The following is a 14,463-nucleotide window of genomic DNA, read 5'->3' on the forward strand; positions in this document are numbered from 1 at the left end:
ACCCCGCGGGGGCGTCACGGGCCTCCGGATGGGCCGTAATCGTCCTTTCCGGCGACCGCCCTGTCGCCCCGAACGAATTTGGTTCGGCAAAACCGACGTTGTGGTATCATGCGCCCCCGTTCCGGCCCGCTGGACTGTGGCCGGACCGGCATGGGTACACCTGCGAATCGCAAAAAAACACGACCTGCCGAGACGACGACCAGCATGAACATCATCATCGAACGCGCCGCCCTTCTCCGGTCCCTTGGTCATGTGCAGAGCGTGGTGGAGCGCAGGAACACCATTCCCATTCTGTCCAACGTGCTGCTGCGCGCGAGCGACGGCGAGTTGTCGCTGGCCGCCACCGACATGGACCTGGAGATCGTGGAAACGGTCCCGGCCACGGTGACCCGCGCGGGCGGCACCACCGCCCCGGCCCACACACTGTACGACATCGTGCGCAAGCTGCCCGACGGCAGCCAGGTGGAGTTGGACATCGGCGGCGACGGCACGATCCTGACGCTGCGCGCGGGCCGGTCGCAGTTCAAGCTGTCCTGCCTGCCGATCGACGATTTCCCGCAGTTGTCCGGCGGCGACCTGCCGCACCGCTTCGACCTGACGGCGGGCGACCTGCGGGCGCTGGTCGACCGCACCCGCTTCGCCATCTCGACCGAAGAGACGCGCTACTACCTCAACGGCATCTACCTGCACGCCGCCAAGGCCAAGGCCGGCGGAGCCGAGCTGCCGGTGCTGCGCGCCGTGGCGACCGACGGCCACCGTCTGGCGCGGGTCGAGATGCCGCTGCCGGAGGGGGCCGCCGGCATTCCCGGCGTCATCGTTCCGCGCAAGACCGTGAACGAGATCCGCAAGCTGATCGACGAGGCCGCCGACCGCATCGAGCTGTCGCTGTCGGACAACAAGATCCGCTTCGCCTTCGATTCGGTGGTGGTGACCTCCAAGCTGATCGACGGCACCTTCCCGGACTACGAGCGGGTCATCCCGGTCGGCAACGACAAGACGATGGAGGTGGACGCCAAGCTGTTCGCCGCCGCCGTGGACCGCGTCGCGACCATCTCCACCGAGAAGAGCCGGGCCGTGAAGCTGTCGCTGACCCGCGGCACGCTGACCCTGTCTGCCACCAGCCCCGAGGCCGGCAGCGCCACCGAGGAGCTGGAGGTCAATTACCAGGAAGGCCCCCTGGAAATCGGCTTCAACTCTCGCTATCTGCTTGATATCACGCAGCAGATCGAGGGCGAGGGCGCGCGCTTCTCGCTGGCCGACGCCGCGTCGCCGACCATCGTGCGCGACGTCGCCGACTCCACGGCCCTTTACGTGTTGATGCCGATGCGTGTGTGACCGGTCCGGACGGATCGGCGCTTTTCGGGCCGGTGCGCTCTGGACCCCGTGTTTGACGGGGTGCGGCGACCCGGTCCCCGCATCCCGGATCGGACGCTTTGCTCGACGCCAGACAGACTTCGCCCTATCCCGTCCCTGTGATGGACACTCCAGCCGCCTTGGCGGTGACGCGCCTGACACTGACCCGCTTCCGCGGCTATGACAGCGCGCGCCTGGAGCCCGACCACCGCCCGGTGGTGCTGACCGGACCGAACGGCGCCGGCAAGACCAACCTGCTCGAAGCGGTCAGCTTCCTCGCCCCCGGACGCGGCCTGCGCGGCGCCAAGCTGTCGGAGGTCGAGCGGATCGGCGGCAACGTTGGCAATGGCGCGGGCGCCGGCTGGGCGGTCGCCGCCGTTCTCAATACCCCCGCCGGCCCGGTGGAGATCGGCACCGGCCGCGAGATCAGCCCCCAGGCGGCGTCCGGAGCGGAGCGCGACCGCCGCGTCGTCCGGGTGGACGGCCACCCCGCCAAGGGCCAGACCGTCCTGGCCGAGCATGTCGCCGTGGTCTGGCTGACCCCGCAGATGGACCGGCTGTTCCTTGAGGGCTCCAGCGGGCGCCGCCGCTTCCTCGACCGCCTCGTGTTCGGCTTCGACCCCGCCCACGCCGGGCGGCTCAGCCGCTACGAGCACGCCCTGCGCGAGCGGGCCCGCCTGCTGCGCGAGGGGCATCGCGGCTGGAACGGCGACGAGGGCTGGCTGAGCGGGCTGGAGGATCAGATGGCGACCACCGGAGTTGCCGTGGCCGCCGCCCGCCGCGACGTGGTGCAGCGGCTGCGCGCCGCCTGCGGGCGGGCCGTCGGCCCCTTCCCCGGCGCCGACCTGACGGTCCAGGGCACCGTGGAGCGCTGGCTCGACGACGGCCCGGCGCTGGCCGCCGAGGACGCTCTGCGCCGCTCGCTGCGCGACAGCCGGCGGGCCGATTCGGACGGCGGCGGCGCCACGCTGGGGCCGCACAAGAGCGACCTCGCGGTGCGCCATGCCCAGAAGGACATGCCGGCGGCGCTCTGCTCCACCGGGGAGCAGAAGGCGCTGCTGATCGCCATCATGCTGGCCAACGCCCGCCTTCTGGCGGCGGAGCGCGGGGCCGCCCCGCTGCTGCTGCTGGACGAGGTGGCCGCCCATCTGGACCCGCAGCGGCGCGAGGCGCTGTTCGACGAGATCCTGGCGCTGGGCGCCCAGGCCTGGATGACCGGCACCGATGATTCGGTCTTCGGGCCGCTCGGCGGTGCGGCCAAACGCTTCCACATCGAGGATGCGACCGTGACCCCGGCCTAGCGCTCGAAAAAGGGCTGAAAAGCCCAGAAAATCGCCTACCGAAGTACGGTATTCCGCCGAAACGCAACGCAGTCTGCTATAGTCGCACCATGGCACAGGAAGCACTGAAGAACGACCTCCCGCAGCAGGATTACGGCGCGGAATCGATCACCGTCTTGCGCGGGCTGGACGCCGTGCGCAAGCGTCCGGGCATGTACATCGGCGACACCGATGATGGCTCCGGACTGCACCACATGGTCTACGAGGTCGTGGACAACGCGATCGACGAGGCGCTGGCCGGCTACTGCGACGCGGTCGTGGTGCAGCTCAACGCCGACGGGTCGGTCACGGTGCGCGACAACGGCCGCGGCATCCCCACCGACATCCACTCCGAAGAGGGCGTGTCGGCGGCTGAGGTCGTGATGACCCAGCTCCACGCCGGCGGCAAGTTCAACCAGAACTCCTACAAGGTGTCGGGCGGCCTGCACGGCGTGGGCGTGTCGGTGGTGAACGCCCTGTCGGAGACGCTGGAGCTGCGCATCTGGCGCAACGGCCGCGAATGGTTCATGCGCTTCCGCCACGGCGTCGCCGACGAGCGCCTGGCCGACATCGGCGCGGCCCCGATGGTCGACGACGGCAACGGCGGTCAGAAGCCGCTCTCCGGCACCGAAGTCACCTTCCTGCCGTCCAAGGACACCTTCACCAACACCGAATTCGACTTCGCGACTCTGGAACACCGGCTGCGCGAGCTGGCCTTCCTGAACTCCGGCGTGCGGCTGGTGCTGACCGACGCCCGCGGGGTGGAGCCGAAGGTCCAGGACCTGCACTACGAAGGCGGGCTGGAAGCCTTCGTGAACTGGCTCGACCGCTCCAAGGTGCCGCTGCACAAGCCGGCGATCTCGATCAAGGCGGAGCGCCCGACCGAGCATGGCGGCGTGGTCACCGTGGAATGCTCGCTCCAGTGGAACGACAGCTACCACGAGACGACCCTCTGCTTCACCAACAACATCCCGCAGAAGGACGGCGGCACCCACCTCGCCGGCTTCCGCGCGGCGCTGACTCGGGCGATCAACAACTACGCCAACGAGTCGGGCATCGCGAAGAAGGAGAAGGTCAACCTCTCCGGCGACGACGCGCGCGAGGGGCTGACCTGCGTGCTGTCGGTGAAGGTGCCAGACCCGAAATTCTCCAGCCAGACCAAGGACAAGCTGGTCTCCTCCGAAGTCCGCCCGGTGGTCGAGGCGGTGGTGGGCGAATGCCTCGCCCAGTATTTCGAGGAGCATCCGGCGGACGCCAAGCGCGTCGTCCAGAAGGTGGTCGAGGCCGCCGCCGCCCGTGAGGCCGCCCGCAAGGCGCGCGAGCTGACCCGGCGCAAGGGTGCCCTGGACATCGCGTCCTTGCCCGGCAAGCTGGCCGACTGCCAGGAGCGCGATCCGGCGCTGTCCGAACTCTTCATCGTGGAGGGCGATTCGGCGGGCGGCTCGGCCAAGCAGGGCCGGTCGCGCCAGTTCCAGGCCATCCTGCCGCTGCGCGGCAAGATCCTGAACGTGGAGCGGGCGCGCTTCGACAAGATGCTGTCTTCGGCGGAGATCGGCACGCTGATCGCGGCGCTGGGCACCGGCATCGGGCGCGACGAGTTCAACCCGGACAAGACGCGCTACCACAAGATCATCATCATGACCGACGCGGACGTGGACGGCAGCCACATCCGCACGCTCCTGCTGACCTTCTTCTTCCGGCAGATGCCCGAGCTGATCGAGCGCGGCTATCTCTACATCGCCCAGCCGCCGCTCTACCGCATCAAGCGCGGCAACGCGAAGGAGCGGTACCTGAAGGACGACCGGGCGCTGGAGGAGTATCTGATCGAGGCGGCGCTGGGCGACCTGTCCGTGCGCCCCGCCGACGGCTCCCTGCTGAACGGCGAGCCGCTGCGCGAGATGGTCGAGCAGGCGCGCGGCGCCCGCCTGCACATCGAGACGCTGGCCCGCAAGGCCGGCAACCTGTCGGTGGTGGAATCGGCGGCGGTGAGCGGCGCCCTGTCGGTCGCTCTGTCGCAGGACACCGCCCAGGCGCAGCAGGCGGCCGAGACGGTGGCCGCCCGGCTCAACGCGCTGGACGTGGAAGGCGGCTGGCGTGGCGAAAGCCTGCTCCAGGGCGGCTACGCGTTGGTGCGGACGCGTCGCGGCGTGACCCACCGCCACCATCTGGACGCCGACCTGCTGAAGAGCGCCGAGGCCCGCAAGCTGGACGCCATCGCGGCGGACCTGAAGCGCGCCTACGCCGAACCGGGCCGCGCCTTCGAAAAGCAGAAGGAGAGCCGCAGCCTGACCGGCCCGGTCGCCCTGTTCGACACGGTGATGGAGTTGGGCCGTCGCGGCGTGACGATCCAGCGCTACAAGGGTCTGGGCGAAATGAACCCCGACCAGCTCTGGGAAACCACGCTGGACCCGACCAAGCGCTCGCTGTTGCAGGTGAAGGTCAACCACGCCGATCAGGCGGAGGAGGTCTTCTCCACCCTGATGGGCGACATCGTGGAGCCGCGCCGCGAGTTCATCCAGGAGAACGCCCTGAAGGTCGCGAACCTGGACGTGTGATCGTGTTGGTGGCGTCGCCTGACACATAACCCGTGAATTGTGACATATAACCTGCAAACGAGCGGAGTCGTGAGGCTCCGCTCGTCTTGTTCTCGAGTGCCGCGGCGCAAAAGCCATCGGACTCGTCGTCCACAAACCTCGTCCGACCGAGCATGGTCTTTATTGCCCTTCGGAGCCGTCAGGCCGCTGCGCACCGCCAGATCGGGGGCACTCATGTGGAAGCGCTTGCGTGGGTCGACCTCGCGCACGGCCCCAGCCGCCATGGGATCGTTGCTCGCGCCACGAACCAGCTTCAAGGCACCCTGCCGGTCGTGGACAATGGCTGAATGCCACTCCTGATGCTTTGATACTGTTGCCCACTCGTTAACCTCGGCCGCCCGTGCTGGAATACCCGGCGCCGTTCAGGCGTCCATCCAGCAGGGCACGCTGTCGCGTGCCGCAAAACGGGAGGAACACCATGCTCAGGAACTTCGCTTTGACCGCCGTCGTCGCCGTTGCCCTGACCGGTCCGGCGCTCGCCAACAGCTGCCCCAGGCACATGGCCGCCATCGACCAAGCCCTGGCGGCCAATCCAAAGCTGAGCGCTGATCAGATGGCACAGGTGAAGAAGCTGCGCGCCGACGGCGAAACGCTTCACAAGCAGGGCAAGCACGCCGAGTCGGAGGCGACGCTCGCCCAGGCTGAGAGCATCCTCGGCATCAAGAAGTGAGACCGGGCATACGGGGGCGGAGCGATGCTCCGGCCCCCGTGGCGCCGTCGCGAAGCGGCCCATCATGGCGTCTTGCGCCTGGCCGCGGCAGACGGTGCAGCACACGAGGCGCTCGCCCGGCTTGGTGAAGGTGATCGTCTGCTCGGACACAGCGCCCTGATGGCCGGGGAGGATTGGGTGGAACTGCAAGGCTCCGCCTTTTTCTTGTTGTGCGAGCCTGGGCGGTGCAGAATCCCTCCCAAAATCGAAAAGAATGGGAAGGGAGATTCCCCAGTCATGAAACGTCGTTCCTTTCTCGCCAGCGCCGGCGTCGGTCTGGCCGCCAGCACCGTCGTCGCCGCACCGGCCATCGCGCAGAGCCAGCCCGACATCAAATGGCGCATGGCGTCGAGCTACCCCAAGAGCCTCGACACCATCTTCGGCGGGGCGGAGCTGATCGCCCGCCGGGTCGCCGCCGCCACCGACAACAAGTTCCAGATCCGCACCTTCGCGGCGGGCGAGATCGTTCCGGCGCTCCAGGTGCTGGACGCGGTGCAGAACGGCACGATCGAGTGCGGCCAGTCCGCCGCCTATTTCTACATCGGCAAGGACCCGACCTTCTGCTTCGACACGGCCATGCCCTTCGGCCTGAACACGCGCCAGCACATCGCCTGGATGATGCACGGCGGCGGGCTGGAGCTGATGCGGGAGCTGTTCCGGGAGCACAACATCTACAACATCCCCGCCGGCAACACGACGGCCCAGATGGGCGGCTGGTTCCGCAAGGAAATCAAGACGGTGGAGGACCTCAGCGGCCTCAAGATGCGGGTCGGCGGGCTGGCCGGTCAGATCATGGGCAAGCTGGGACTCGTCCCGCAGCAGATCGGCGGCGGCGACATCTACCCGGCGCTGGAGCGCGGCACCATCGACGCGGCGGAGTTCGTCGGCCCCTACGACGACGAGAAGCTGGGCTTCCACAAGGTCGCCAAATACTACTACTCGCCGGGCTGGTGGGAAGGCTCCGCCCAGATCCCGCTGATGATCAACATCACCGCCTGGGAGCAGCTTCCGGACTCCTACAAGACGATCCTGGAGCAGGCCTGCTGGGAAGCCAACACCTGGATGATCGCCAAGTACGACGCCGTCAACGCCGCGGCGCTGAAGCGTCTGGTCGCCGGCGGCGCCCAGCTCCGCGCCTTCCCGCGCGACGTCATGATGGCCTGCGAGAAGATCGCCAACGAGCTGTATGACGAGCTGTCGGCGAAGAATCCGCGCTTCAAGAAGGTCTACGAGGCGTGGAAGCCCTTCCGCGACGAGGAGCGGCTGTGGTTCCGCGTCGCCGAGAACAGCTTCGACTCCTACGTCTATTCCCAGTCGGCGCAGCGGCGCTGAGAAGGGCGCGGCCCCTCCCCTTCAGGGAAGGAGAGGGGCCGTTTCCTTCACACGGTCAGTGCGAGACCGCGCCGGCCGCGCCCAGGCCGGTTTCCGACCGGATGTACTGGTACTCGTAGGCCTTCGCCTCGGCCGCCGCCCGCGCGCTGCGGTCGGTGACCGAGAAGAGCCAGGTCGTCGCGAAGGCGATGACCATCGAGAACAGCGCCGGATGCTCGTAGGGGAAGATCGGCGCCGGGAACTTGAAGACGCTGACCCACACGGTCGGCCCCAGCACCACGAAGGCGACGCAGCTCACCAGACCGGCGAATCCGCCGACGAAGGCGCCGCGCGTGGTCAGTCCCTTCCAGAAGATCGACAGGATCAGCACCGGGAAGTTCACCGAGGCCGCCAGACCGAAGGCCAGACCGACCATGAAGGCGATGTTCTGGTTCTCGAACAGCAGGCCCAGCGTGATGGCGATGACGCCCAGCGCCAGCGTGGCGAGGCGCGACACGCGCATCTCCGACGCCTCGGTGGCGTTGCCCTTCTTGATGACGCGGGCGTAGAGGTCGTGGCTGACCGCCGACGCGCCGGCCAGCGTCAGGCCGGCGACCACCGCCAGGATGGTGGCGAAGGCGACCGCCGAGATGAAGCCGAGGAAGATGTTGCCGCCGATGGCCTTGGACAGGTGGATGGCCGCCATGTTGCCGCCGCCCAGGATCTTGCCCGCCGCGTCCAGATAGGCCGGGTTGGTGCCGACGATCACGATGGCGAGGAAGCCGATGGTCACCGTCAGAATGAAGAAATAGCCGATGAAGCCGGTGGCGTAGACGACCGACTTGCGCGCCTCCTTGGCGTCCGGAACGGTGAAGAAGCGCATCAGGATGTGCGGCAGCCCCGCCGGTCCGCACATCAGCGCGAGGCTGAGCGACACCGCGGCGATGGGATCGGCCATGGCGGCGCTGGGACGCAGGATGGCGGCGTTCGCGGCGTGGGCGGCGACGGCCTGCTGGAGCAGCCGCTCCGGGTTGAAGCCGAACTGCGCCAGCGCCAGCCCGACCAGCACGGTGCAGCCGCCGAGCAGCATCACCGCCTTGATGATCTGCACCCAGGTGGTCGCCAGCATGCCCCCGAAGGTGACGTAGAGGATCATCAGCACGCCGACCATGACCACGGCGTAGGTGTAGTCCAGACCGAACAGGAGCTGGATCAGCTTGCCCGCCCCGACCATCTGCGCGATCAGGTAGAAGCAGACCACCGTCAGCGACCCGACCGCCGCCAGCGAGCGGATCGGCGTCTGGCCCAGCCGGTAGGACGCCACGTCGGCGAAGGTGAAGCGGCCCAGGTTGCGCAGCCGCTCGGCGATCAGGAACAGCATCAGCGGCCAGCCGACCAGGAAGCCGATGGTGTAGATCACCCCGTCGAAGCCCTTGGCGAAGACCATGCCCGACAGGCCAAGGAAAGCCGCCGCCGACATGTAGTCGCCCGCGATGGCCAGCCCGTTCTGGAAGCCGCTGATGCCGCCGCCCGCGGTGTAGAAGTCCGACGCCGAGCGGGTGCGCTTGGACGCCCAGTAGGTGATGCCCAGCGTGCCCGCGACGAACAGCAGGAACATGGCGATGGCCGTCACGTTGACCGGCTGGCGCTCCACCGCACCGTCGATGGCGGCGGCGAAGGCGGACCCGGCGGCCAGCACCGGCAGCAGCGCGGCGGAGGCAACAGTGATCGGGGCGGCGAGACGATGCACGGCGCTCATCGGCCCACCTCGTCCAGCAGGTCGCGGTTCATCGCGTCATAGCGGCTGTTGGCGCGCAGCACATAGACGCCGGTCATCAGCGAACAGAAGACCGTGATAACGATGCCGGCGGCCAGACCGACCGGGAAGGTCATGCCTTCGGCCAGCGGGCGCGCCATCAGTTCGGGCGCCAGCGCCGAGGCGAACACGAAGGCGTAGTAGACCGCCAGAACGATCAGCGCCAGCCGCCAGCTGAAGCGCGCGCGGCTCGCCGTCATCGCGGCGAACTTCGGGTTGGACAGCACCCGCTCGTAAATTTCGTCGGACATGTTTCTATCGCTTTTTCTTGGAACCCAGGCATTGCGCATCGCAGCAATACCGTGGGTGCATGGCAGCAAAAAGCGAAATTAAATTTCTTTGAGCGCGAAATGACGCAAGATCTGCTCAGAAACGCCCAAAATTAACCGACAAGCGGTTGATCATTAGCTGGACATCGGTTGATCCATGGTTCGAAATGCGACAACCGGTCGCGCTGCGTCGCAACATGAGGCAACGCTGTTATCCCGTTGTCCGCCCCTTCAACCGGACGTCTTTCAACCGGACATGGATCAGGCCGCTGCCCGTGGGGTCGGAGCGGTCGGGCTTCACCATCGCCTCCAGCAGCTTCTCGTCGCTCGACCAGTAGGGCACGTACCACAGCCGGTCCACGTCCATGACCAGAACCCGGTGGGTTTCGGCGTCGTAGGCGCCGAGCGGCGCGATGTGCCCCACCGTGGCGTCGCCGGTCAGCGTGCCCTGGTCGTAGGCCAGCAGGATGATGTCGCTGTCGTCGCGCTCGTTCTCCTCCAGAATGCGCCGCAGCTCGCTCAGCGTTTCCGGCGACGTGTCCTTGGGACGGAAGACCTCCACCGTGGCATCCAGGCCGAAGGCCTCCACCGACTTCCGAACCAGCCCGGCAAAGTCGGCGAAGGACACGCCATCCCCGTTCTCCGCGCTGGCCGCCTTCCAGCCGTCGTCGTCCACCTCGTTCAGCACCCGCGTCTGGGTGACCAGCCGGTTGGACGAGAGCGGCGGCAGGCCGCGCAGCGCGTTGATCATCATCGCCACGCTGGCGACCGAACAGGCGCTGCCCGTCTGCTGCGCCGTGTAGTAGGGCATCATCGCCCAGAAGTCCGGCGCCCCGGCCTTGCGCAGATACGCGCGATCCTGGGTCATCGGCACGGCGTCCGGCCCGAACTTCGGCTTCGTCTCGCTCTGCGCGTCCTGCGCCGCTGCGGGCGGACCCACCAGAAAAGCGAACGCGCACAGGGCCAGCAGAGCCGAGCGTAGCTGTCTCTTCATCACCAGGGTCTTCGTCCATGGGGTCACGGTGGAGGCCTCTGCCGGCTCTATCCTGACGGGGTGGGCCTTGGCGGGATGCTCTGCGGCACCAGCGCCACGCAGTTCTGCACGATCGCGGCGCAGGAGCCCAGCGACGACGCCCGGTAGACCAGCTGCTCGACGGCCCCGTTCCTCAGGGTGAAGGTCGCCTCGCACCGGTTGTCCACCACGTCGCCCGACCGCGGAGGATAGTAGTCCCACGGGTCGTAGTCGAGCCCGCGATGGCGCCAGCCGGGATAGCCCCACGGATGTCCCCATCCGTAGCCAATCGGCGGTGGTGGCGGGGCGTAGTAATCGACGGAGCCCGCCCGGTAGGTGAAGAACTCCAGGGCACCGCTGTCCGCCTGCCGGTGCGGCACGCCGGCGCAGGACAGCAGCGTTCCCTTGGGCATGCCGACCAGCGCGCTCCGGGCGGCCAGCGCGAGGTCGGCCCGGGGATCGGCGCACCCCGCCACCCCCCCGGCCAAGACGAGCAGAAGGGCGGCGGCGGACCGCCGCAAGGCGTGTGGATGCGGGAGCACGGGCGGAGCCTCCTTCCCCGGGTTTTATCCCGGAAGAACAAGCCTCCGCCCGCATTTGATCCCGCTTTTCGCCCCGTCCGGGCCGGGGATCAGGCGTCCCAGAAATGCGGCATGCCGTCCGACGACGTGTAGCCGTTCTGGCCGATCATCGCCCAGTCCAGGTCATGGATGCCCATGGCCAGCGCCGGGGAATTCGCCTGCAACGAGTAGTCGCCCCAATAGGGGTTGTTGAACAGCGGCTTGCCCGTCACGTCGTTGTCGCCGTAGCGCGGCACGTTGTGGACGAGGTTCCCGTCGATCACCGGGTTTCCGGCGGTCAGCAACTCCATGTAGTCGTCCAGCGGCAGCGTCCCGCTGACGACGTTGCCGGTGATGGTGTTGTTGCGCGGCAGGCCGGGATCGCCGTGCTTGGGCGCCCAGCCGACGCGGATGAACTCCTCCACGTTGCTGGCGATGATCGAGAAGTTGTTGGTGACGAGGTTGTTGTCGCCGCCGTGGATGTGCACCCCGGCCAGCCCGGTGTCCTTGAGGAAGTTGCCGGTCACCGTGACGCCGCCGGCCATGTCGTCCAGATAGATGCCGAAGCCCTTGTGGTTGGTCAGCCACTGGTCGGTGTTGCTGGTCGCCAGCCCGCCGACATGCTCCACCCAGTTGCCGCGGATGATCGTGCCGGTGTCGACGCTGGACCGGCCCAGCACCTCGATGCCGCCGCCGTCCGCCGTCTCCAGGTTGGTGTTGGTGACGCGGTTGTACTCGATGACGTTGTTGCGGTTGATGTTGGTGGAGTCCCAGTTCTTCAGCGAGATGCCGTAGCGCGCGCTGGAGTCCACGTCGTTGTGGGCGATCAGGTTGTTGTCCACCCCGGTGCCGATGATCCCGGCGACCCCCTTGCGCACCTCGCCGACGTGGGAGATGTCGTTGGCGTAGATGGTGTTGCCGTTGCTGCGCCCGTCCAGCTCGATGCCGTTGACCGCCAGATGGTCCAGCGTGTTGCCGCCCACCAGGTTGTTGGAAGACGCCGCGGTCAGCTTGATCGCCGTGCCGACGTTGAGGAAGCTGTTGTTGCCGATGCTGTTGCCCGACGCCCCCTTCAGCTCCACCGCGTAGCCCCAGGTGGTGGTGTTGGCGAAGCCCAGCCCTTCGATGGTCACGTCGCTGCTGCCGTTCAGGCGGATCAGCGTGCCCAGCCGCGCCACCTCGACGCCGTCCTGCGCCAGGGTGGCCGGATTTTCCGGCTTGAACACCAGCGATTTGTCCGACGCGCGCCACGCGAACTCGCCCGCCTGGTCGACGAAGGACGGGTTGTTCAGCAGCTTGTAGGTCGTCCCCTCGGCAAAGGGCAGAGAGGTGCCGTTCTTCAGCGTGATCGTGCGGGTGGCGTCGTTGACCCCGGCGATCTCGGTCAGCGTGTCGGACAGCCGCTCGGCGTCCATCAGCTGGATCTTCATGCCGGGGACGATGTCGCCCGACGACATGTCGCCGGTGTGGTAGCGCACCGACCAGCCGCTGGGACCGCCGTTGGCCGCGTCGGCGAAGTACCAGCCGGTGGTGGTGGGGTTGTCGGCGTCGACGATGCCTTTGCTGGCCAGCGTCTGGCGCACGCCGCCGATGGTCAGGTCGAGGTCGGTGGCCTGCGACAGCTTCGCGGAGTAGATCCCCTTGCCCTCGCTGACGAAGTTCGTGACCTTCTCCGCCCCGTTCAGCACCGGCGTCTCGCCGGGATAGTTGCGGAAGCTGTGGCCGTTGTCGGCGCCGGTCAGCTCCAGCGTCTTGGTCAGGCGGTAGGTGCCCTCGCGCACATAGGTCGTGTCGACGTCGCTGTCCCGCATGGCGTCGCGGGCGCGTTCCAGCGAGGCGAAGGGACCGTCGGTGCCGTCGGCGTTCGGCGCGGACAGTTTGCCCGACCAGGTGTCCTTGCCGTTGGCCGCAACGTAGAAGGCCGGGCCGGACGGCGGCGGCGGGGGCGGTTCGGCCGGGGGCTCGAACAGCGACGCCGGGGCGTCCACGTTCAGAGCGCCGCCCCAGAACAGCCCCTCCTGGCCCTTCACCACGTCCTTTCCGTCCACCGCCCCCTTGTCATAGGTGACCATGCTGTCGGTGGCCGCGACGGTGTGGCCGTTGATGGACACCGACTTGACGAACAGGTTGCGGTCCTGCCCGTTCACCACGGCATCGTTGTCGTAGTGGATCTGGATCTTGTGGGCTTCCTTGGCGTCCAGATCGACCGTGAAGGTGAAGGGCTGCGGGTCGCTGGAGGTGGCGCGGCCCTCGCCGACCACCTTGCCGTCCACCAGCAGCTTGAAGTGCGGCGCCACCCCTCCGGCCGACTGGCCCCAGGCGGTGACGACGATGTCCGTCGGCGTCAGCGTGACCGGCGGCGGCGGGGGCGGCGGCGGAACGTAGGGGCCGCCGAAATACTCCTCCGGCACGCCGAAGGTGAGCGCGCCGCCCCAGAACAGCCCTTCCTGCCCGGCGACCACGAACTTGCCGTCCACCGGCCCCTTGTCGTAGGAGGCCAGCGGATCGGTCGATTTGATCTCCTGCCCGTCGATGGTGATGCCCTGGACGAACAGGTTGCGGTCCTGGCCGTTGACGGTGGCGTCGTTGTCGTAGTGGATCTGGATCTTGTGGGCCTCGTTGGGGTCCACATCGACCTTGAAGGTGTAGCCGGTCGGGCTGGTCGCGCTGACCCAGGCGTCGCCGACCACCTTGTCGTCCACCAGCAGCTTGAAATGCGGCGGCATGCCGTTGGCGGCGGCGCCCCAGGCCTTCACCACGATCTCGGTCGTCATGGTGGCCGGCGCTTCCGGCTCCGGTTCCTGCGCGCTGGCGAACAGGGTCTTGGGCAGATCGACGTTCAACGCGCCGCGCCAGTACATCTCGGTCTGCCCGGCGATGACGTTCTTGCCGTCGATGTCGCCGGTGTCGTAGGTCACCAGCGGGTCGATGCTGAGGATCGGTTTCCCGTTCACCTCGAACGATTTGACGAAGAGGTTGCGGTCCTCTCCGTTCACGGAGCCGTCATTGTCGTACTGGAGCTGAAGTTTGTGGGCCTTGTCGGCCGGAACGCGGGCGTTGAAGGTGTAGCGGCCCAGCGACGCCGACGCGACGGTCGCCTGCCCGATCTCAACCCCATCCAGCCGCAGCACGAAATGCGGCCACTTTCCGCCTGCGGGAGCGCCCCAGGCGTTCACCGTAAAGGTGACGTCCATCAGTTCGGTAGTTTCGGCAGCCATCTCGGACCTCATAGAACTCTAGACCAACGTCTTAGCCCAGAGGTTGAGGCGCCCCCGCTTAACGGAAAAATAAGAATCTTGGTAAATATTTTATTAACAGTGTCGATTTCTGTGACATAAACAGGATGCCTACAGTCTGATAAAAATGTTTGTGCATTGAAAAGAAAGTCTTCGTATCAACAAGGATGCTTTCCTTTGGCCCAGCTTGAGCTTGAGCCCCCTCGCCTGGCGTCTGTTTCCTTCGTCCTCTGCTTTCCCTCTCACGGTCGAAAGCGCGAGCTCGCCTCGAACCGACAGGGGTC

The 14,463-nt window shown here is 67.2% G+C and carries 10 protein-coding genes; 5 read left to right on the forward strand and 5 right to left on the reverse strand.

What is annotated here, in order from left to right; translation table 11 throughout:
* Window positions 1-204: 204 nt before the first annotated feature.
* From dnaN to H0B54_RS10155, 5 genes are all read left to right on the forward strand, one after another.
* Window positions 205-1,335 (forward strand): DNA polymerase III subunit beta, encoded by a 1,131-nt coding sequence (dnaN, locus tag H0B54_RS10135; RefSeq protein WP_094303387.1) that lies wholly within the window; start codon window positions 205-207, stop codon window positions 1,333-1,335.
* A gap of 140 nt (window positions 1,336-1,475) precedes the next feature.
* On the forward strand, window positions 1,476-2,654 hold the full coding sequence (recF, locus tag H0B54_RS10140; protein ID WP_188260184.1) for a DNA replication/repair protein RecF: 1,179 nt from the start codon (window positions 1,476-1,478) through the stop codon (window positions 2,652-2,654).
* Between the two features lie 89 nt (window positions 2,655-2,743).
* Window positions 2,744-5,227 (forward strand): DNA topoisomerase (ATP-hydrolyzing) subunit B, encoded by a 2,484-nt coding sequence (gyrB, locus tag H0B54_RS10145; protein WP_094303385.1) that lies wholly within the window; start codon window positions 2,744-2,746, stop codon window positions 5,225-5,227.
* 457 nt (window positions 5,228-5,684) lie between these two features.
* The gene (locus H0B54_RS10150; protein ID WP_188260185.1) at window positions 5,685-5,936 is read left to right on the forward strand and encodes a hypothetical protein; all 252 of its coding nucleotides are present in this window, start codon (window positions 5,685-5,687) and stop codon (window positions 5,934-5,936) included.
* Window positions 5,937-6,212: 276 nt separating this feature from the next.
* Window positions 6,213-7,307: a TRAP transporter substrate-binding protein gene (locus H0B54_RS10155; protein WP_188260186.1), complete on the forward strand. Its 1,095-nt coding sequence runs from the start codon at window positions 6,213-6,215 to the stop codon at window positions 7,305-7,307.
* A gap of 55 nt (window positions 7,308-7,362) precedes the next feature.
* On the opposite strand, the gene H0B54_RS10160 is transcribed toward H0B54_RS10155, so the two are convergent.
* From H0B54_RS10160 to H0B54_RS10180, 5 genes are all read right to left on the reverse strand, one after another.
* On the reverse strand, window positions 7,363-9,045 hold the full coding sequence (locus tag H0B54_RS10160) for a cation acetate symporter (RefSeq protein ID WP_188260187.1): 1,683 nt from the start codon (window positions 9,043-9,045) through the stop codon (window positions 7,363-7,365).
* Window positions 9,042-9,353 carry a DUF485 domain-containing protein gene (locus H0B54_RS10165; protein ID WP_188260188.1) on the reverse strand — a complete coding sequence of 104 codons (312 nt, stop codon included), beginning with the start codon at window positions 9,351-9,353 and terminating at the stop codon, window positions 9,042-9,044. Before H0B54_RS10165 ends, H0B54_RS10160 begins: the two co-directional genes overlap by 4 nt.
* 229 nt (window positions 9,354-9,582) lie before the next feature.
* Window positions 9,583-10,365, reverse strand: a complete 783-nt coding sequence (locus tag H0B54_RS10170) for a phytochelatin synthase family protein (RefSeq protein ID WP_188260189.1) — start codon at window positions 10,363-10,365, stop codon at window positions 9,583-9,585.
* A gap of 47 nt (window positions 10,366-10,412) precedes the next feature.
* Entirely contained in the window at window positions 10,413-10,925 is a 513-nt protein-coding gene (locus H0B54_RS10175) for a hypothetical protein (protein WP_188260190.1), read from the reverse strand.
* A gap of 89 nt (window positions 10,926-11,014) precedes the next feature.
* Window positions 11,015-14,161, reverse strand: a complete 3,147-nt coding sequence (locus H0B54_RS10180) for a carbohydrate-binding domain-containing protein (protein ID WP_188260191.1) — start codon at window positions 14,159-14,161, stop codon at window positions 11,015-11,017.
* Window positions 14,162-14,463: the final 302 nt, after the last annotated feature.

The sequence above is a fragment of the Azospirillum tabaci genome (assembly GCF_014596085.1).
Classification (GTDB): domain Bacteria; phylum Pseudomonadota; class Alphaproteobacteria; order Azospirillales; family Azospirillaceae; genus Azospirillum; species Azospirillum tabaci.

Coding starts and splice junctions, on each gene's coding strand:
- H0B54_RS10165 (WP_188260188.1), bottom strand. CDS start 9,353: ATGTCCGACGAAATTTACGAGCGGGTGCTGTCCAACCCGAAGTTCGCC.
- gyrB (WP_094303385.1), top strand. CDS start 2,744: ATGGCACAGGAAGCACTGAAGAACGACCTCCCGCAGCAGGATTACGGC.
- dnaN (WP_094303387.1), top strand. CDS start 205: ATGAACATCATCATCGAACGCGCCGCCCTTCTCCGGTCCCTTGGTCAT.
- H0B54_RS10160 (WP_188260187.1), bottom strand. CDS start 9,045: ATGAGCGCCGTGCATCGTCTCGCCGCCCCGATCACTGTTGCCTCCGCC.
- H0B54_RS10155 (WP_188260186.1), top strand. CDS start 6,213: ATGAAACGTCGTTCCTTTCTCGCCAGCGCCGGCGTCGGTCTGGCCGCC.
- recF (WP_188260184.1), top strand. CDS start 1,476: ATGGACACTCCAGCCGCCTTGGCGGTGACGCGCCTGACACTGACCCGC.
- H0B54_RS10170 (WP_188260189.1), bottom strand. CDS start 10,365: ATGAAGAGACAGCTACGCTCGGCTCTGCTGGCCCTGTGCGCGTTCGCT.
- H0B54_RS10180 (WP_188260191.1), bottom strand. CDS start 14,161: ATGGCTGCCGAAACTACCGAACTGATGGACGTCACCTTTACGGTGAAC.
- H0B54_RS10150 (WP_188260185.1), top strand. CDS start 5,685: ATGCTCAGGAACTTCGCTTTGACCGCCGTCGTCGCCGTTGCCCTGACC.